This is a genomic window from Novosphingobium pokkalii, from assembly GCF_014652855.1.
GTDB lineage: Bacteria > Pseudomonadota > Alphaproteobacteria > Sphingomonadales > Sphingomonadaceae > Novosphingobium > Novosphingobium pokkalii.
The window spans coordinates 1-19885 of record NZ_BMZP01000009.1 but is presented as its reverse complement, the minus strand read 5'-3'; the positions used below and the strand labels follow the sequence as shown (position 1 = coordinate 19885).

14 protein-coding genes are annotated in these 19885 nt (G+C 66.2%); 8 read left to right on the top strand and 6 right to left on the bottom strand.

Annotation, left to right across the window (positions count from 1 at the left end; genetic code table 11):
* Positions 1-17: 17 nt before the first annotated feature.
* The 3 genes from IE191_RS11190 to IE191_RS11180 all read left to right on the top strand — a co-directional run bounded on the left by IE191_RS11190 (position 18) and on the right by IE191_RS11180 (position 5675).
* Positions 18-1556 carry a tryptophan halogenase family protein gene (locus tag IE191_RS11190; RefSeq protein ID WP_229815262.1) on the top strand — a complete coding sequence of 513 codons (1539 nt, stop codon included), beginning with the start codon at positions 18-20 and terminating at the stop codon, positions 1554-1556.
* A 157-nt stretch (positions 1557-1713) separates the two neighbouring features.
* Positions 1714-4050 (top strand): glycoside hydrolase family 31 protein, encoded by a 2337-nt coding sequence (locus IE191_RS11185; protein ID WP_191324446.1) that lies wholly within the window; start codon positions 1714-1716, stop codon positions 4048-4050.
* Positions 4050-5675: an alpha-L-fucosidase gene (locus tag IE191_RS11180; RefSeq protein ID WP_191324568.1), complete on the top strand. Its 1626-nt coding sequence runs from the start codon at positions 4050-4052 to the stop codon at positions 5673-5675. The genes IE191_RS11185 and IE191_RS11180 overlap by 1 nt, the downstream gene beginning before the upstream one ends.
* Here the strand turns inward: IE191_RS11180 and IE191_RS11175 are convergent.
* The 4 genes from IE191_RS11175 to IE191_RS11160 form a co-directional block, all read right to left on the bottom strand.
* Positions 5672-7138 carry a PepSY-associated TM helix domain-containing protein gene (locus IE191_RS11175; RefSeq protein ID WP_191324445.1) on the bottom strand — a complete coding sequence of 489 codons (1467 nt, stop codon included), beginning with the start codon at positions 7136-7138 and terminating at the stop codon, positions 5672-5674. The two genes, IE191_RS11180 and IE191_RS11175, sit on opposite strands and share 4 nt — an antisense overlap.
* The gene (locus tag IE191_RS11170; RefSeq protein WP_229815260.1) at positions 7135-7728 is read right to left on the bottom strand and encodes a hypothetical protein; all 594 of its coding nucleotides are present in this window, start codon (positions 7726-7728) and stop codon (positions 7135-7137) included. The genes IE191_RS11175 and IE191_RS11170 overlap by 4 nt, the downstream gene beginning before the upstream one ends.
* Positions 7725-10016, bottom strand: coding sequence for a TonB-dependent receptor (locus IE191_RS11165; protein WP_191324444.1), 2292 nt, complete (start codon positions 10014-10016; stop codon positions 7725-7727). The genes IE191_RS11170 and IE191_RS11165 overlap by 4 nt, the downstream gene beginning before the upstream one ends.
* Before the next feature lie 119 nt (positions 10017-10135).
* Entirely contained in the window at positions 10136-11896 is a 1761-nt protein-coding gene (locus IE191_RS11160) for a DUF5597 domain-containing protein (RefSeq protein WP_229815259.1), read from the bottom strand.
* A 154-nt stretch (positions 11897-12050) separates the two neighbouring features.
* Between IE191_RS11160 and IE191_RS11155 the strand changes: the two genes are divergently transcribed.
* From IE191_RS11155 to IE191_RS11140, 4 genes are read left to right on the top strand one after another with little or no spacing between them, the layout of a single operon-like run.
* Positions 12051-13181, top strand: a complete 1131-nt coding sequence (locus IE191_RS11155) for a fumarylacetoacetate hydrolase family protein (protein WP_191324443.1) — start codon at positions 12051-12053, stop codon at positions 13179-13181.
* The gene (gene xylB / locus IE191_RS11150; protein WP_191324442.1) at positions 13178-13993 is read left to right on the top strand and encodes a D-xylose 1-dehydrogenase; all 816 of its coding nucleotides are present in this window, start codon (positions 13178-13180) and stop codon (positions 13991-13993) included. Before IE191_RS11155 ends, xylB begins: the two co-directional genes overlap by 4 nt.
* The gene (locus IE191_RS11145; RefSeq protein WP_191324441.1) at positions 13984-14868 is read left to right on the top strand and encodes an SMP-30/gluconolactonase/LRE family protein; all 885 of its coding nucleotides are present in this window, start codon (positions 13984-13986) and stop codon (positions 14866-14868) included. The genes xylB and IE191_RS11145 overlap by 10 nt, the downstream gene beginning before the upstream one ends.
* Positions 14869-14891: 23 nt before the next feature.
* Positions 14892-16304 carry a sugar porter family MFS transporter gene (locus IE191_RS11140; protein ID WP_191324440.1) on the top strand — a complete coding sequence of 471 codons (1413 nt, stop codon included), beginning with the start codon at positions 14892-14894 and terminating at the stop codon, positions 16302-16304.
* Positions 16305-16327: 23 nt separating this feature from the next.
* Here the strand turns inward: IE191_RS11140 and IE191_RS11135 are convergent, their stop codons facing one another.
* Both IE191_RS11135 and IE191_RS11130 read right to left on the bottom strand, forming a co-directional pair.
* Positions 16328-17452 (bottom strand): glycoside hydrolase family 5 protein, encoded by a 1125-nt coding sequence (locus tag IE191_RS11135; RefSeq protein ID WP_191324439.1) that lies wholly within the window; start codon positions 17450-17452, stop codon positions 16328-16330.
* A gap of 274 nt (positions 17453-17726) precedes the next feature.
* Positions 17727-18356: a hypothetical protein gene (locus IE191_RS11130; protein WP_229815258.1), complete on the bottom strand. Its 630-nt coding sequence runs from the start codon at positions 18354-18356 to the stop codon at positions 17727-17729.
* A 289-nt stretch (positions 18357-18645) separates the two neighbouring features.
* Between IE191_RS11130 and IE191_RS11125 the strand changes: the two genes are divergently transcribed.
* On the top strand, positions 18646-19830 hold the full coding sequence (locus IE191_RS11125) for a GGDEF domain-containing protein (protein WP_191324438.1): 1185 nt from the start codon (positions 18646-18648) through the stop codon (positions 19828-19830).
* Positions 19831-19885: the final 55 nt, after the last annotated feature.

The window sequence follows — 19885 nt, the reverse complement described above, 5'->3', positions numbered from 1 at the left end:
CCGAACGGATCATTTTCATGCCCGAAATCACGATGGCCCCGCCCCACATCCGCTCGATCGTCATTGCCGGGGGCGGCACCGCCGGCTGGATGGTGGCCGCTGCGCTTTCCCGCACGATTGCGCCACACCGTTGCCGGATCACGCTTGTCGAATCCGAAACCATCGGCACGATCGGCGTCGGTGAGGCGACCATTCCCCCGATCCAGACGTTCAATCAGGTGATCGGGCTGGACGAGGCAGCGTTTTTGCAGGCGACCAAAGGCACGTTCAAGCTGGGCATCGAATTTGCTGGCTGGCGGTGCAAAGGGCATCGCTATTTCCACCCGTTTGGGCGGCAGGGCAACGATTTCGGCGGCACGCAATTCCACCAGCACTGGTTGCGCGCACAGGCTTTGGGTGACGACACGCCGTTCGGCGAATTCTCGTTGAACGAAAAGGCCGCCTATGCCGGACGGATGCGCCGGCCCGATGCCGATCCGCGGTCGGTCTATGCCACGTTCGCCTATGCCTATCATTTCGACGCGGCGCTCTATGCGCAGCATTTGCGCGCCTTGTCGGAAGCGCGCGGGGTGGAGCGTCGGGAAGGGGTGATCGACGAAGTCGTGCTTGATGGCGAGACCGGACGGATCGCCAGCCTTCGGCTCGACGATGGCGGCATGCTGGATGGCGATCTGTTCATCGATTGCACCGGGCTGCGCAGTCTGTTGCTGGGCGAGGCGTTGGGCGTGCCGTTCGAGGATTGGACGCGGTACCTGCCGTGCAACCGTGCCTTGGCCGTGCCGACCGACTGCATTGATCTGGACCGTCCCTATACGCGATCAACTGCGCACAAGGCCGGCTGGCAATGGCGCATCCCGTTGCAACATCGCATGGGCAACGGCATGGTCTACAGTGCCGAGCACTGGAGCGACGAGGAAGCGCACGATGCGCTGATGGCCAATCTCGATGGCCGGCCACTGGCTGATCCGCGTCCAATCCGGTTCACCACCGGTCGGCGGGCACAGAGCTGGGTGAAAAACTGCGTGGCCATCGGCCTGTCGGCCGGTTTCCTCGAGCCATTGGAATCGACCAGCATCCACCTGATCCAGATTGCCGTGGCCAAGTTGTTGAACTGGTTTCCCGATATGGGGTTCGACGCGATGACAATGGCCGAGTACAATCGCCAGATCGCCAATGAATATGATCGTATCCGCGATTTCCTGGTCCTGCACTATCACGCCAACGAGCGCAGCGATGAACCGTTCTGGCACCAGTGCCGAACTGCTGCCATGCCAGAGTCCCTGGCCGAGAAAATGGCCCTGTTCCGCCGCACGGGACGCCTGCTTGCACGCGACAGCGACTTGTTCCAGGATGCGAGCTGGCTCGCCGTTCTGCTGGGCCAAGGCATCATGCCACAAGCTTATGATCCGTTGACCGAAAGCCTCCGCCCTCTGGAATTGGACCAGATGCTGTGCGGGATGCGGCAACTGATCGAGCGGGCTTCGGCGGCGATGCCCACGCAACAGGCCCATCTGGCCGGGATCGGCGGCGTCATGCGCGAGCCGGCGCTGGGCTGATCTCCTGCGCCTCGCGCCGTTCCGGCGCCATAACCTGTTGCCAAGCATGATTACACGGCATAATGATAGCGCTATCAAAGCCACGCAATGATGACCGCACGCCACGCGCGGCTCCAAGCGTGGGCAAGACGCAAGAACACGGGAAGGGACCAGTTGCATGAAGGCCAAGGCTCGGACATTCACGCTTGCACTGCTGTTGCAGGCCGGTTGCGCACTGCCGGCGCTGGCGGCGCCGATGGCGGTGCTCGATCGCAATGGCGCGGCAGTCAGCATCGAGCCCTATGCGCCCAATATCGTGCGCGTGACGCTGGCCACCGATCCCGATACGGCGCGCAGCGGGCCGGGTGAAGGCCCCAATGCCAAGCCCGATGCCGCCGGTTGGACTCACGTCAGCGAAAACGGGGCCGATGTGTTCCGTTCGGGCGATCTGGAAGTGCGCGTGGATGCGCAGCCCTGGCCCAGCGCGCCGACGATGATGGCGCGCTATTTCGCGCCTTCGCTGCCGCCGGTCTCGATCGGCTTTGCCCGTGCCGGCGGCGTGCCGTTGACGCGCATGAACAGTTGGGAAATGAGCCCGCACGACGTGGCGGGCGAGCACACGTTCCGCGTCGGCGCGAGCTTTTCGACCACGGCCGACGAGCATTTCTGGGGCCTGGGGCAAAACCAGCAGGGCTTCGCCGATCTGCGCGGGCGCACCATCGATTGCCGCCACAACTATGACGCGCCCGAGGGTGAAAGCGTCTGCGTGCCGTTCCTGGTCACCAACAAGGGCTATGGCATCGTCTGGGACAATCCTTCGGCGACAACGGTTTCGGCCGGGGTGAACGGCAAGACGCGCTGGCAGTCCAACGTGGGCGAGCGGGTCAGCTTCTTCCTGATCACGGGGAAGACCACCGACGAGATCTATGCCGGCTATGCCCGCCTGACCGGCGCCACGCCGCTGCCGCCCAAGGCCGCGCTGGGCCTGATCCAGTCCAAGGCGCGCTATGAGACGCAGGCGGAACTGCTCGACATTGCCAAGGGCTATCGCGCGCGCAACCTGCCGCTCGACGTCATGGTGCTCGACTGGTTCTACTGGACCGCGCTGGGCAACCTCGACATCGACCGCCACGCTTTCCCTGATCCCAAGGGCATGAATGCGCAATTGAATGCCATGGGCATGCGCTCGCTGATCAGCGTGTGGCCGCGCTTTGAAAAGGTTTCCAAGAACTTCGACACGCTCGCGGCCAAGGGCTGGCTGCTGCATGACAAGGACGGCAAGCCGGTGGACGGGCTGCCGATCCGTTCCGACCGTGCGGGCGCGCTGATCGATCCCACCGTGCCGGCCGCGCGCAAGTGGTTCTGGAGCCAGATCCGCGACAATATCCTGAGCCAGGGCTTCGACTGGACCTGGCTGGACGAGACCGAGCCGGACCTTGTGCCCGATGGCTATTTCTATTCGATCGGTTCGGGGGATCGCTACCACAACCTGTTCCCGCTGCTGCACACGCAGAGCGTGGCGGATGGTTCGGCGCAGGACCGGCCGGACAAGCGCAACATGATCCTGTGCCGCGCGGCCTATCTCGGTGCGCAGCGCAATGGCTGCCTGTTCTGGTCGAGCGACGTGGACGCGACCTGGGAAGCCTTGCAGCGGCAGATCCCCACCGGCATCAACGCGACTGCTTCGGGCATGACCTATTGGAGCAGCGACACCGGCGGCTGGCAGTGGCCGGCCAGGCCCTATCTGGGTGGTGCTGGTGAAGCGACGACCGCGCCGCTGGTCGATCCGGCCGGGGCCACGGCGATGGCGCCGGATTACAAGGATTACCCGGAGCTCTTCGTGCGCTGGTTCCAGTACAACACGTTTACCCCCACGCTGCGTATCCATGGCCAGCGGCCGGGCACTGCGCTGTGGCAATATGGCCCGGCGGCCGAGGCGATCCTGGCCGATACGCTGCGCCTGCGCTATGCCCTGCTGCCCTATACTTATGCCGCCGCGCGCCATGCCTATGACACGGGCGCACCAATCATGCGCGGGCTGTTCATGGATTTCCCCGCCGATGCCCAGGCACTGACGGTGAAGGACCAGTACATGTTCGGCCCCGCGTTCCTGGTGGCGCCGGTCACCGTGCAGGGGCAGACGCATCGCCCGGTCTACCTGCCCAAGGGCACCGACTGGTACGACTGGTGGACCGGCCGCAAGTTTGCCGGCGGCCAGACGATCGAGGCCGACGCCCCGATCGCGCATATCCCCCTGTTCGTGCGCGCGGGCAGCGTGGTGCCGCTGGGTACGCCGATCCTGTCCACCGCGCAAAAGCAGGGCATTGCCAAGCTGCGCGTGTTTGCCGGGGCCAACGGCGAAGCCATGCTCTATGACGACGATGGGCAGACCAACGCCTACAAGACCAGCCAGGCCGGCAAGACCGTGGTGCGCTGGAACGACGCGGCCGGGCAGATCGAATGGCCGGCCGGCAAGGGCAGCGTGGCGCGGCCGCCGGTCGAGGTGGTGCGCTGATGGCGGGCGGCGGCGGATTGCGCGCCAGCCGGCGCGGCGTGCTGGGCGGCAGCCTGGCCAGCCTGGCGCTGGGCGGCACGGCCAGTGCGCGCAATGCGTTGCCGCCCGATCTTGCCCGGATCGGTGCCGACTATCAGGTGCCGGGCTGGTTTTCAGACGCCCGTTTCGGCATCTGGGCGCACTGGGGGCCGCAATGCCAGCCGGAAAAGGGCGACTGGTATGGCCGGCTGATGTATATTCCGGGCACGCCGGCCTATCAGCACCATCTCAAGACCTATGGCCACCCTGCCGACACCGGCTTCATCGACATCATCGACCAGTGGCGCGGTGAGCACTGGGATCCGGCCTATCTGGTGCGGCGCTACAAGGCGGCGGGTGCGCGCTATTTCATGGCGATGGCCTGCCACCACGACAATTTCGACCTGTTTGCCAGTGACCATCACGCCTGGAACAGCACGCGCGCCGGGCCGCGCCGCGATCTCATCGGCGGCTGGGAAAAGGCCGCGCGTGCGCAGGGTCTGAAGTTTGGCGTGTCCAACCATGCCAGCCACGCCTGGCACTGGTGGCAGACGGCCTATGGTTATGACGCCGAAGGCCCGCGCGCCGGGCAGCGTTATGATGCGTGGAAGTTGCGCGCCGACCAGGGCAAGGGCCAATGGTGGCAGGGGCTCGATCCCCAGGCGCTCTACACCGGGCCGAACCTGGCCCCGCCCGATGGCTTCACCACCGAGGCGGCCATGGGCAAGTGGCACGACGCCAACGATGGCCAATGGCTGGAAAACACCCCGCCGCGCAATCCCGCCTTCGCCGCGCGCTGGCTGGCGCGGCAGAAGAACCTGGTCGAACGCTATCGGCCCGACATGGTCTATTTCGATGATTATGGCCTGCCGTTCGAGAACCTGGGCGTGGAAGCGTTGGCGCATTACTACAACCAGGCCAAGGTCTGGCACGGCTCGGCCGATGTGGTGCTGACCGCCAAGCGCCTGAGCGAGGTGCAGCTCCGCGCACTGGTGGAAGACGTGGAGCGCGGCTATGCCGCCGACATTCGCCCCATGCCCTGGCAGACCTGCACCTGCATCGGCGACTGGCATTACAACCGCGACCGGTTCGAGCAGAAATCGTATGTGCCCGCGCTCCAGGTGATCCAGCGCCTGCTCGACGTGGTGTCGAAGAACGGCAACCTGCTTCTCTCGATCCCGCTGCGCGGCGATGGCACCTATGATGCCGAGGAAAGCACGATCCTGGACGGCATCACCGCGTGGATGGCCGTGCATGGCGACGCGATGATCCACGGCAGCCGCCCGTGGCGCCGCTATGGCGAAGGGCCGACCAAGCTCGACACCGGGATCATGGCCGAAGGCAAGTCCGGCCCGTTCACGGCGCAGGATATCCGCTTCACCACCAAGGGCGGCGCTCTGTTTGCCGCGATGCTGGCCTGGCCGGAAGGCCCGGTGAAGATCGCTTCGCTGGGGACTTCGGCGGGACAGGTGGCTGCGGCCCACTTGCTGGGCGGCGGGCCGGTGCCGTTCCGGCAGGAGGCCGATGGCCTGGTGCTGACCCTGCCGCCGCGCCCGGCCGGTGCCCTGGTGCCGGTGGTGCGGCTTCAGGGGCCAGGGCTGGTCTAGATTTTCCGAAGCGGTCGGCCCCAGAGCAGGGCCGCCGCGCCACCGATCACCAGCACGGCATCGACGGTGGTAATCGGGCCGAGCATGGCATGGGCGCAGCCGAGCGTGACCAGCACGGCGCCCATCGCCTGGCGCAGCATCCGTCCCAGGCTGAGGCCGGGCAGGGGCACGACGCCGGCCACGGCCACAAGGCCCAGCGTCAGGCCCAGCCAGGCCTTGGCGAGCGGTGCATCGGGCCGCGTCAGGGCGAGAGCGGCGGTGAGTGCCAGGGCCAGTGGCTGGCCCCAGGCGATCACAGCCCAAATCCGTTCCCAACCCGGCGCGGCACGCCCGCGATCGCGCCGGCGGGCCAGCCAGATGGTGATGCCACTGGACGTGACCACGCAGAGCGCGAGGCCGAGCAGGCCATAGACTACGCGCACCGGTGCGCCGCCGAACCAACCGAAGTGGACTTGGCCGATCCCGCCCAGCACCTTGATCCCGGTGGACAGGTCTTGCGGGTGCTCTTGCGCCGCGATGCGCCCGGTGGCGTCGAATTGCACGTCGTCTTGCGGCACCAGGTTGCGGGGGCGGATGCCGTGGACCGACACGCGCATGTCGGCGCGACCGGGGCGCTCGATCACCACGCTTTGCGGGCTGGCGCCGGGCATGGCCGCATGGGCGCGGGTGAGCAGCGTGGCCAGATCCGGCATCGGCATGGCCCGCGCATCGGCCGGCGGTGGCGGATCGATGAACAGGCGATAGACCTGCTGCCGATCGCCGCGATAGAGCAGCAGCGCCAGCGCCGCGACGATCAGCGTGCTGAGCCCGAGCAGCGCCCCGGTCAGCGCGAGGGTGGCGTGAAACGGCAAGGCCCACACGCCCAGGCGATTGTGCCAGTCGGCCTGAGCCAGGCGCCGCGATCCGCCCAGGCGCAAGTGGAACGCATCGCGCACCACGCGTGGATGGGCCAGAACGCCCGAGACCAGCGAAGACAGCAGCGCCACGCCGGTCAACCCCACCAGGAAGCCGCCCCAGGCGCGCGGCAGATGCAGGTTGACGTGCAGGTGCAGCAGGAAATCGCTCCAGCGCGCGTCGAGCGGCACCAGGGTGCCATCGCTGGCCACGGCCCAGGTCTGGTCGGCGCGATTGCCGCGATAGGCCATGAGCACGGCGCCGGCCTTGGCCGGGGTGGGATAGGTGAGCGACAAGGTGGCGCCGGGCGGGGCGGCTTGCGCGGCCTGGGTGAGGGCACGACCGGCTGCGGCGTCGCTCAGCGTGGTGACCACCGGCGCGCGCGGCACTTCCCAGTGTTGCAGATCGGGCGTGAAGACGGTCAACGCACCGGTGAGGCAGACGAGATAGATCACCCCGGCGAAGGCGATGCCTAGCGCGCCATGGCCGCTCAACACTGCGCGCACGGTTTCGGGCGATAGTGGCCAGCGCCAGGCCTTGCCGCTTCTGGTGTTCCGCTCGCCGCTCATGCCGCACCGCCCAGTGCCGCGATGCCGAGGCCCAGCAGACTGGTGCCGACCAGCACGGCCAGCGCGCGCAGCAGGCGCCGGTCCGCGAGCGTCCAGGTCATGGCGAGGCCCCACAGCACCGGCATGGCCAGACCGCTCAGGACAATGCGCGTGCGCGGGTCACCGGGCAGGTAGACCGCCAGGCACAGCGCCAGCGCCAGCGCCGCGACCATGCCCAAGGGCCCGGCAAGCAGCACGCGCAAGACCCCGCGCCACAGCCGCGCGCGCTGTTCCAGGGGTTCGGGCGCGGCATCGCCGACGACCGCCTCGGCGCGGGGCATGCGCGCAGGCTGGCGCTGCACCCGGCCTTGCCAGATCACGGCCAGTGCGCCCGCCGACTGCATGGTGGCCGCCAGCGCCAGGCCCTTGATCGGGCCGATCGCCAGCATGGCCAGCACGGCGGCACCGATCAACACCATCCAGCCGCCTGCCACCAGCGGCACGATCATGCCCTGGCGATGGCGCCACGAACGCCGCAACATCGCGGCACTGCCAGCACCGGCCAAGGCCAGCGCCAGTCCCGAGGGCGCCAGTCCCGCTAGGGCGATCACCAGTGCAGCCCCGCGCCGATGCCGAAGGTCTGCGGGTCACCTAGCACGGCGATATGCGCGGCGGCATAGCTGTATTGCTGATACTTTTCGTTCAGCAGGTTGCGCGCGAACACGAACAGGTTCCAGTGGTCCGCCTGATAGCCGACCTGGCCGTTGACCACCGTGCGTCCGCCGACTCGGCTGGCGGCCTGGTTCTGGCCGGTGCCGGTGTAGACCGCGCTGCGGTAGTTGGCATTGAGATTGCCGCTGATCGGCCCGTGCCGCGCATTGATGCCGCCCGCCAACGTCCAGCGCGGAGCATAGGGAAACTCGGTACCGGACAAGAGCAGCGTGCTGCTGGCGCCGGTGGGCAGCGTGAAATCGTCGAACTTGGTGCGGGTGTGCCCGGCCGAGGCATAGACATCGACGGCCTGGGACAGGCGGGCGCTGGCTTCCACCTCGAACCCGTAGAGGTGCGAGCGGGCGGCGTTGACGGTGTTGTAATCATAGGTGTTGTCGCTGAAATAGGCGACGACCTGCTGGTTCTTCCACGTCATGTAAAAGGCATTGGCATTGATCACCAGGCGGCCGCCAAGCCATTTGGAGCGCAGCGAAGCCTCGTAGTTCCAGCTATATTCGGGGTTATAGGCGACCAGCGTGGCGCGCGCCGGGTTCTGGCTCGATCCGCCCGAGCGGTAGGCGCGCTGCACGGTCAGAGCCGTGGTCAGGTCTGGCGTCCAGTCCATGCTGATGCCGGCCTTGGGCAGGAAGGCATGAAACGTGCGCGTGCTGGCGGCCATCGGCGCATTGGCATCATCCACCAGGCCGAGCACCCCGGCATTCACCGCCGCGACCAGCGGGGCATAGCCCGCCCCGAGGAAACTGGTGTCAGGCAGCGTGCCGGTGAAGGTCGCGGTGGTCTGGGCGGCATAGCGGTTACGCTCGCGATCGAGGCGGAAGCCGCCGATCAGGGTCAGGCGATCGGCCACGCGCCAGCGCGCGTCGCCAAACAGCGCCATGGTCTCGACCCGCTCCGGCTGCGATGCGGCATAGGCGACCGGGATGACCGGCAGCACCTGGGCATAGGCGCTGGCGATCGTGGCGGCACTGCTGGCGCCGACGTAGGGCGCGAGCAGGCTGGTGATCGTGCCGGTGGGCGTGGTCACGTTGACCTGGCTGCGCGCGGTCAACCCGCCGGTGCGGCGATAATACCACGCGCCAAGCAGGGCGCTCAGGTGGTTGTCTTCGTAATTGAGGCGAAGTTCCTGAGTCAGAGTCTTGAAACGATAGATATTGTTGATCGTGGAGAGATTGGCGGCGGTATTGTCGGAGTCCGCCACCGATTGCACGCGCGAGCGGTTCCATGATGTCGCGCTCGACAGCTTGAGGCCATCGGCCAGCGGCACGCCCAGCTTGAACAAGGCAATGTCGCTGGCAATCCAGCCGCGATTGGGTTGATCGGCCGTGGACGTCCGGTTGTCGTAATAATCGGGCACGTCGGTGCGGGCATATTGATAGAGATAGCCCCCTTCGCGGCGCACGCGATTGTAGCTGGCCACGGCTTCCACGCCGGGCAGGGCGCTGGGCGTCCATTTCAGCTTGCCGCGCAGGTTGAGCGACTCCATCGCATCGTCGTAGCCGCCGCGCGTGACGTTGCGGATCACGCCCCGGTTGGCGCGGCGTTCGGCCGACAGGCGCAGGCCGAGTTCGTCGGCGATCAGCGGGCCACCGAGCGCGGCGGAAAAGGTGCGATCGTTGCGATCGGTCCACAACACGCGCGCATCGCCGCTCCAGCGATCGAGCGAAGGATCGCGCGTGGTGATGACAATGCCGCCGGCCAGCGCGTTGAGCCCCTGGATGGTCGATTGCGGCCCGCGCAGCACTTCCACCTGCTGCACGTCCCACAAGTCGGTAGGGCCGCCATAAAGCGCCTGGCGCGGGATCGGCGCACCATCGACATAGACGCTGGCGGTATCGGCCTGGCCGCCGCCGCCTACGCCCGAATTGGTGATGCCGCGAATGGTGAACCCGGCCGAACCATAAGTGTCGCTCAGGTTCGCGGTGCGGGCATAGACGTCCTGGATCGACAGCAGGGTTTCGCGGGCGATCTTTTCGGGTGTCGTCACCGCCACGCTGGTCGGGGTGTGCTGAAGCGTGCGTGCCGCCTTTTCCCCGGTCACGACGATCTCGCCCGGTGCGATGGCCGGCCCGATGACCGGCGCTACCTCGGCCTCTTCGGCGTGCAGGCCGGTGGAAGCAAGGAGCGCAGCGAGCGTGCTGCCGGCGAGCAAGGCGTGAAATCGGGTCAAATGCGGAGCCTCCCTGTTACGGGTCGGCTCGTGGCTCAAACGGTAATGAGAGTCAATCGCATTATCATGAGGAAGTGCTCAGGCGCTTATTTGCGATGCGGGCCTGTCGCGCCTGGATTTCATGTGGTGCTGGAACCGCCGCCGCGCCCGATCAACGATCGGTAGCGGCCGACAGCACCGTGGTCCCCTTGATCCGGGCATAGCGCAGCCGCAACACCTGAGGGATGCCGGTGAAATTGAAGCCGTAGTCGATCTGGTCTCCGTTCCACACCCGGTCGAACACCCAAGTGCGTGCCGCCCTTGCCATCGGGCGCATAGTGTCCTTCTTCGGCGCGCAGCAGCATGAGGGTTTCGCCTGGAGCGGGGTCGGCCAGATCGAACGAGACGCGCGTGTCGAAACCGGTGACGAGAAATTCGTCCGGCCCTAGCTGGGCAATCGCCGCACCGCCGGTCGGTTGCGGATTGCCGCGCGGCGGATCATAGGCGAACTGGTCCTGCCCAAAACCAAGCGTTACCTTGTAGCGGCCGATGATCAGCTCGCGCTTGTGCGCGGCGGCGGGATCGGTTGGTTCGCTGGCGGCGTGGACCTGTCCTTGCGCAGCGGCCCTGGCCCAGATCGACTGCATCGGCGCGAACAGGTGATAGAGCCGCGCAAACCCGTTGACGGTGCCGTCGATCGACTTGGCGCCCAACGGGAAGTTGTAATAGCCTGTCTCGTCCATCCCGAACGGCGAAAAACCGATCGCGCCTTTGCCCAGCGCGTCCCAGAAGAACCGCGCATATTCCGTGGCATTGCCGATTTCGGCCAGCATCAGCGGATTGTCGCGCCGGGCGTAGAGATCGAGATAGGCGTGCACGGCCTTTTCATCGCGTTTGTAGATATCGGGCACCACCAGATCGAGCGCCGGGGCTGCCACCTTGTAAAGCCCGATCACATGATGCACCGGACCCCCGCTGGAATAAGTGGCGGCATTCTGCCGGCCGAACGGCGCGGCGAGCGAGGCGTTGGCATACATCGGCAAGGCCTTTTCCGCCTTGCCGGCGCTGGCCACCGTGTTGAGATAGCTGGCAGTGTACCAGGCCTGGAAATATTCGTCGGCGTCGCTGCCGAAAGCCTTGGCCCAGCTCGATCCGGCCGGCTTGCCATAGTGCTTGAGCAGGGCCGGGGCGGCTGGCTCGGCGAAGAGCTTTTGCGCGGCGGGCGAGAAATCGCGCACGTTGCCGTAACTGCCCACCTCGTTTTCCACCTGCACCATGATGACCGTGTTCTGCGGATCGACCTGCGCGACATGATGCATCAGCGCGGCAAAGGCGCGGGTATCGGCCTTGAGTGTTTCGGCGCCGAGTGGTGACAGTGCTTCGTGCACGGTGCCCCGCGCCGTCAGGTTGTGGGGAAAGCGCTTGGGATCAAGCTTCACCCATTCGGGGGTGTAGGACGGGCCGGTGTTCTTCCACGTGCCGAACCACAGCAGCACCAGGCGCTTGTCGTGCTTGCGCGCTTCGCCGAGCAGGTGGTCCACCCAGGAAAAGTCGAACTGGCCTTCGCGTGGTTCGATTTGTTCCCATGCGACCGGGATTTCCAGGGTGTTGGCGCCCATCGCGTCGAGCGTGGGCCAGACTTGCCTGAGCGGCGCGGGGTAGTTGCTGGAATTGTTGGCCTGCGCGCCCAGCATCAGGAACGGCGCGCCATCGACCACGAGCATGGCGCCCCTGTCCGTGCGTTCGATGCGGGGCAGCGGGGCAGGTGCCTGGGCCGTTTGTGCCGGGGCGGGCAGCGGTGCCGCCACAGCAGCCAGCCATCCCGCCGCACTTGCCATCATGCCGGCAAGCCTGCGGCGTTGCATGGCGCGACGCAGGGCAAACGAGGGGGCATCTGTCATGGCGGTCTCCGGGGCGGCATGCTGGCGCCAAGATTGGAACATGCGATCTATTTTGTGTATCGCCACGCCAAAACCACTTGACAGTCGATGGGTTTGCATGATGGTAGCGCTATCAGAATTTGTCAATGAATGCCCGAGGGTTGGGGAGAAGGAAATGGACGGGGTTTCATCCATCGCAGCGCTGCTGCCGGCAGACTGGGAATCCGGGCGATTCCTGGGGCGGGTGGAAACGCCGGCCGGGCCGAGCCCGATTCTTGTCGAAGGCGGCGTCGCCTACGACATGTCGCGCGTGGCGCCGACTGTGTCCCAACTGGTTGAAAAGTTGCCGCTCAATGCCGCGGCCGGGGTGGCGCTGGGGCGGCTCGATTCGCTCGAACAGCCGCTGCTCAGCCCGGTCGACCTGCAATGCGTGAAAGCCTGCGGCGTCACCTTCGCCACGTCCACGCTGGAGCGGGTGATCGAGGAACGCGCGCGCGGTGATGCCGGCAAGGCGCAGGAAATCCGCGCCCGCATCGAGGATCGTGTGGGCGGTTCGATCCGCTCGGTGGTGCCCGGCTCGGCCGAAGCCGAAGCGCTCAAGGCTTTGTTGATCGAGGATAGCCTCTGGTCGCAGTATCTCGAAGTGGCGATCGGGCCTTACGCCGAAGTCTTTACCAAAGCGCCGGTGCTGGCCACCGTCGGCCCGCTGGCCGAGATCGGCGTGCGCAGCGATTCCACCTGGAACAATCCCGAACCCGAAGTGGTCCTTCTGGTCGATGCCGGCGGCGCCGTGGTCGGCGCGACGCTGGGCAATGACGTCAACTTGCGCGACATCGAAGGGCGCAGCGCGCTGCTGCTGGGCAAGGCCAAGGACAACAACGCCTCGTGCTCGCTTGGGCCGCTGGTGCGCCTGTTCGATGAGGGTTTCACGCTGGACGATGTGCGCCAGGCCGAAGTCGACCTGCTGATCGAAGGCACCGATGGCTATCGCCTGGAAGGCCATTCGAGCATGAACCAGATCAGCCGCGATCCGCTCGATCTGGTCCGCCAGACGCTGAGCGAGCATCAGTATCCCGATGGCTTTGCCCTGTTCCTGGGCACGCTGTTCGCCCCCGTGCAGGATCGCGACGATCCCGGCCGGGGTTTTACCCACAAGGTGGGAGACGTGGTGACGATCGCTACGCCGCGCCTGGGCAAGCTGGTCAACACTGTCGTCACCTGCCCGCAGGCCACGCCCTGGACCATGGGCATCGGCGGGTTCTTCGCCAATCTGGCCGCGCGCGGCCTGCTGGGTAACGCGGCATGAGCGGGGTGATCGACGCAGCAGCGGCCCGCGCACCCGTGGCGGGTGAAAGCGCCGGCCGTGCAATCTATCCCAGCCTGGCGGGCAAGCGGGTGTTCATCAGCGGCGGCGGCAGCGGCATTGGCGAAGGCCTGGTCGAAGCGTTCGTGGGCCAGGGCGCGCGCGTCGTGTTCTGCGACATTGCGGTGGATCAGGGCGAAGCCGTCGCGGCGAGGCTGGCGCAGGGCGATGCGCCCGCGCCGCTGTTCCTGGAATGCGACTTGCGCGATTCCGGCGCGATTGCCGCCGTCATTGCGCGCGCCGAAGCGCATCTGGGCGGCATCGACGTGGTGATCAACAATGCCGGCAACGACGATCGCCACAGCGTGGAAGAGGTTACGCCCGCCTATTGGGACGAGCGCATGGCGGTCAATCTCAAGCACCAGTTCTTCGTGACGCAGGCTGCCGTGCCGGCGATGAAGCGCGCCGGCGGTGGCGCGGTGATCAACCTCGGGTCGATCAGTTGGCATCTCGGTCTGCCCGATCTGGTGATCTACCAGACCGCGAAGGCGGCGATCGAAGGGTTGACGCGCGGCCTGGCGCGCGAGCTGGGCCGCGACAACATCAGGGTCACCGCGATCATTCCCGGCAACGTCAAGACGCCGCGCCAGGAGCAATGGTACACGCCCGAGGGCGAGGCCGAGATCGTGGCGTCGCAGTGCCTCGATGGGCGCCTGGTTCCGGCCGACGTCGCTGCGCTGGCGCTGTTCCTGGCCTCGGACGATGCGCGACTGATCACCGGCCACGAATATTGGGTGGACGCGGGATGGCGCTGACCCTTCCCGGCGCAAGTCCGGAACCGGTCTGGCCGTTGGGCGCCACCCTGGGCGAAGGCCCGGTGTGGGTGGCGCGCGATGCGGCGCTCTGGTTCGTGGACATCAAGGCCCCGGCGATCCACCGCTTTGTGCCGGAAACTGGCGCCACGGCCACCTGGACCGCGCCGGCCCAGATCGGCTGGGTGCTGCCCTGTGCCGATGGTGGCCTGCTCGCCGGGCTCCAGAGCGGGGTGCATCGCTTCGATCCGGCAACGGGCGATTTCGCCTTGGTCGTCGCGCCAGAGGCGCACGTACCGGGCAATCGCCTGAACGATGCCACGGTTGCGGCCGATGGCGCGGTGTGGCTCGGTTCGATGGACGATGCCGAAGCGGCCGACAGTGGGTTGATCTATCGCCTCGATGCGCAGGGCTGTGTCGACAGCGGCTTGCCGTCGGTTTCGATCACCAATGGCCCGGCCTTTTCGCCCGATGGCACCACGCTCTATCACCACGATACGCTGGGCCGTCGCATCTGGGCCAGCACGATCGAGGCGGGGCGTGTGACGGCAACGCGGCTGTTTGCCGAGATCGAGGACGGCGCGGGCTATCCCGATGGCCCGGTGGTGGACGCCGATGGCTGCCTGTGGGTGGGCCTGTTCGCGGGCTGGGGCGTGCGCTGCTATGACCCTGCGGGAAAATTGATCGGCGCCGTTCCATTTCCCGTGGCGAACGTCACCAAGATCGCATTCGGCGGGCCGGACTTGCGCACTGCCTATGCCACCACCGCCACCAAAGGCCTGAACGCGGCGGAGCGCGCGGCGCAGCCCTTGGCCGGGGCGCTGTTTGCCTTCGATCCGGGTGTCGCCGGATTACCGGGCCATCTGGCCAAGGTTTAGAACGAGATATGGGAGAGGGAACAATGGACGAGACGGCAGGGGGCGCAGTCAACATGCGCCTGATCGGCGCGATCGTGGCCGTGGCCACCATCGGCGGCTTCATGTTCGGCTATGATTCAGGCGTGATCAACGGCACGCAAAAGGGGCTGGAAGCGGCGTTCGATCTGGGCAAGGTGGGCATCGGCATCAATGTCGGCGCCATTCTGGTCGGCTCGTCGATCGGGGCGTTCGGCGCCGGGCGCCTGGCCGACAATATCGGCCGCCGTGGCGTGATGAAGCTGGCGGCGCTGCTGTTCCTGGTCAGCGCGATCCTGGCCGGGGCGGCCGGCTCTTCGGCCGTGTTCATCTTTGCGCGCATCATCGGCGGCCTGGGCGTTGGCGCGGCGAGCGTGATCTCTCCGGTCTATATCTCCGAAGTGGTGCCGGCCAATGTGCGCGGGCGCCTGTCGAGCGTGCAGCAGGTGATGATCATCACCGGGCTGACCGGCGCCTTTGTGGTCAACTATATCCTGGCCCATGTCGCCGGGGAATCGACCGCGATCCTTTGGGCCGGGCAACCGGCCTGGCGCTGGATGTTCTGGCTCCAGGCGCTGCCGGCGGCTATCTATTTCGTGGCGCTGCTCGGCATTCCCGAAAGCCCGCGCTATCTGGTGGCCAAGGGGGATGAAAGCGGTGCCCATGCCGTGCTCACCCGCCTGCTCGGCACGGCCAGTGCCACGCGGATCGTTGGCGAAATCCGCGAAAGCCTGGCGGCCGATCATCATCGCCCCAAGCTGTCCGACCTGATCGACCGCGCCACCGGCCGCATCCGCCCGATCGTCTGGACCGGCATTGGCCTGGCCGTGTTCCAGCAGCTCGTCGGCATCAACGTGGTGTTCTATTACGGTGCCACGCTGTGGCAGGCGGTCGGCTTTTCCGAAAACTACGCCTTGCAGACCAATATCCTGTCGGGCGTGGTTTCCATCGCCGGGTGCCTCGCCACGCTGCTGCTGGTCGATCGCGTCGGGCGCAAGCCTTTGTTGCTGATCGGTTCGGCGGGCATGGCGGTGACGCTGGGTATTGTCGCCTGGGCCTTTTCCACGGCGGTGCACGGGGCCGATGGCGGCGTGACGCTGCCGGGCAGCAACGGCGTGATCGCGCTGTTTGCTGCCAATGCCTATGTCGTGTTCTTCAACATGAGCTGGGGCCCGATCATGTGGGTCATGCTCGGCGAAATGTTCCCCAACCAGATCCGTGGCTCGGGCCTGGCGGTGTCCGGCTTTGCCCAGTGGATCGCCAACGCGGCGATTTCGGTCAGCTTTCCGGCGCTGGTGGTCTCGCCGGGGCTGGCGATCACCTATTCGTTCTATGCCGCCGCAGCGGCGGTGTCGTTCGTCTTCGTGCGCGCCATGGTCAAGGAAACCAAGGGCGTTACCCTGGAACAGATGCAGGGTTGAACCTTGCGGCCCGTGGCCCGGCGTCAGTGCCGGGCCGCTGGTTCGTGCAGTCCGATGGCGCCAAGCATGCCGGGTTTCCATTGCCCCTGCTTGGCGTCGTAGAACGGAAACGTGTTGACATAGGCCCAGACGCAGATCGGTACGCCGGCCGGGCGGAAGGCCTGGAACACGGCGCGATAATAGGCGGCGCGCTGCGGGCCGGGGATCGATTCATAGGCGCCGGTTTCGCCCATTAGCGGGATCTTGCCGGTGCGCAGGCTGTAGGCGCGCACTTTCGCCACGTTCTGCGCCAGGCGTTCCCTGTCGCTGTCCGATCCGAACGCGCGGCCAAGCGGCGGGGAAGGGGAGACCCACGAGGCGCCCTGGTGGGTGAAATCGAACGGGTCGTAATAGTGGAACGTCGGCCAGACCTGCGGATCGGCCGGCAGGTTCAGCGTGGCCAGCGAGTCCACGCCGCTCCAGTGTTCGCCGCCGATGATCACCGGCCGATCCGGATTGTGCCGGCGGATCGCGGCCAGCGCCGGCGCGAACGTGGCCATCAGGTTGGCGTTGGTCAGCGCGTGGTTGGGCTCGTTCTCGATCTCGAACCACAGCCGGCTGCGCGGGCGCGTGGCATAGTGATCGCCCAGTTGCTGCCACACGGCGGCGAGCCAGGGTGCGGCCGCGGCGGGGTCTTCGTTCACGGGATCGAAATTGTGGCTGTTGAGGATGACTTTCAACCCGGCATCCAGCGCACCATCCACCACCTGATCCACGCGTGCCAGCCAGGCGGTATCGATCGCATAAGGCGGGGTGGATGCGCTGTGGCTCGACCAGTTGACCGGCAGGCGCACGGTCTCGAACCCGGCGGCCTTGATCCGGGCGAAATCCGCCGGGGTCAGGCGGTTGCTCCTGATTTCACCGCCACGCGCCATGTCGAGATGGTTGCCCAGATTGATGCAGGCACCGACCGGCAGCGAAATCGGCGCTTTGGGGGCGCGCGGTCGAGCCTTGGCCTGGGCCGGCATGGGCGTGACCGCCAAAGCGAGAAAACCGGCGCAACTCGTGATCCGGCTCAGCCAGGAATGGCGCAGCGTGGCAAGAGACATGATCGGTACACTCCAGGGATTGCCGCAACCGGCACAGCACAGGTGGTCCATCGCGATCATGCCCGTTCCATGCACGGACGGTAAGTGCTTTTCATCGCGACCTATTTTTCCATGAATATTGCATAATAAAGGTTATGTTAAATGAAGCCATGAAATGAGTTGCGTGAAATGCAACTGGGATTGTTTCCTTCGCACTTGCGCAATAGCACGAAATCACCCATTTGGAGCAGGCCTTTCAGGCATCCTCTCCCAAACTCAAAAAGGCCAGCCTTCGGGCTGGCCCTTTTTTTGCCTGAAATCCGCCCGTGTCGTGATGGCTGGCGGCCAAACCGGTTCAGACCGCCTTGCCCAGCGCGCGCTTCACGGACGGTATGATAGTATAAACCGCCTCGCGCTGCGCCCCGCGATTTTCGTGATCGACGCAATAGCCCTGGTAATGGCGCCGGATTAGCCCGGCGCGCACCAGATCCGAGACCGCGCGGCTCACGTTGGTGCGCCCGGAATGGCGCAGCCGGTCGCGCAATTCGCTGGCCACGGCTTGTTCGGCCTGCGCCGGATCGACCGGCAAGGCACCCTTGCGGGCCAGATCGGCGCGAACCTGTTCCACCACGGCCCGGCGCCGGGCGTCGCGTTGTGCCATCGGGATCAACGCATCGCTGAGCCAATCACGCACCGGGATCGCCTGGCCCCCTTCGCGCACGTAGGGGCCGGCGCTGTCCGTCGATCCGGCGGCGCGGGCAATCAGGTTGAGCACCATGAAGGTATAACGCGGCCGGCTGGAAACTTCGGCCAGGCGCTCCAGCACTGCCGGCAGGTCAAGGTCGCGATCGGGCTGGCTGATGCCGATGGGATTGCCCGCTCCCGCCACCGCGCCCGTGCCCGCACCGCGCCGGCGCATGCGCCGCGGCCCGCGCGAAGGCGCGGCGGCGGGCGGGTCTGAAGCGAACAGATCGGGCTGAAACATGCGAACATTTCAAGCACAAAGCGATGCTCTTGTGAATCCCCTGCAAGCCATCCCGCGGCCGGCCATGTCGATTAGCCATTGGTGACACTTTACCGTCGGTGGTGGGTAAAGTGTCAGGCATGGCTTTCTGCGCGTAAAAAACCGCACCAGCACGGTTGCGTCGTTAGCATTCCGTTGAAACAAAAGCGCTATGGCCTATCGTCGGCTCGAATATCGTTTGGCCGCCGTAGAGGATGTCAAGGCGCGCGCTCCCAAACCAAGACGGAGCCAGGGCAAGCGGAGTTGGTCGATGACTTTGCTTTCCGAATACCTTGATGCCGGGACATTGTTGATCATCAATGGCCTGATCGCCTTGCTCTCGGTACTGGCGCTGGTCTTTGCCGCGCTGCGCATCGCCAATCCCGAAGACCGCCGCGGCGCGATGTTCCTGGCGGCTGGCTATGCGCTGATGGCGCTGGGCTTCGGCGTGCTGATTTCGCCTATTTTCATTCCGGGATTAGGTAGCGGCGCCTTGTGGGGCAACGCTTTGCTCGACCTCGGCACGATAGCCAACTTCCTGGCGCTCAATGCCATATTCCATCGGCGCGGGGCAGAATTCTGGGTGCTGCCAGCAGCGATCGTCATGGCGATTGCCGAATTGGCGATCGTGGCGCGGATCGGCCCGGACATGCGCGCCATGGTTGCGTTGGGCGCGGGGTTGCGCGCGTGCGTGACCATGGCGACCGTCTTTTCACTGTGGCACTGCAACGATCCGTCGCGGCGTCCGATCGCCTTGATCCTGGCCGGGTTTCACGGTGCGTGGGTGGTCATGCTGGTGCTGCGCATCGCCTGGTGGCTGGGCAACGACGCAAATGGCGTTGGGCACGATCCGACATCGGCGTTCGGGTTGACCGCGCGGCTCTTGCTCACCTGGGCGATCACCCCATGCTATCTGTGGATGATCAAGCGCGAAGTGGATGCCGAATTGATCCGCTATGCCCGGCAGGATCCGTTGACCGGCGTCGCCAACCGGCGCGTGGTGTGGCAAATGGGCGAGGCCCGCTGCAACCGGGCACGGGGCAAAGTGGGCGTGATTGCCATCGATATCGACCATTTCAAGCATATCAACGACCGGTATGGCCATGGCAGCGGCGATGCCATGCTGAGGCTGGTGGCCGATGTGCTGGCGCAGAACTTGCGCAGCGGCGACGTGCTCGGCCGCATCGGCGGCGAGGAATTCCTGATCCTGCTGGCCGACGAGGCTGTAGAGATGCGCGCGGCCTTGGCCGAGCGGCTGCGCCAGGCGGTGGCCGATGCCGCGCTCACCCTGCCCGATGGCCAGCCGCTGTCCTGCACGATCAGCCTGGGCCACGCGGCCGTGGCCCTGCCCGGCCCGGGCTGGGATGCAACCGTCCAGGCCGCCGACCGCGCGCTCTATGCCGCCAAGCATGGTGGCCGCAATCGCGTGATGGATGCAGCGCAACTTGCCGCCTAGCACTACTTTGGCAGATTATGCATTGGCGGGTCGCTGGGGCGGCATCCGCAGTGCG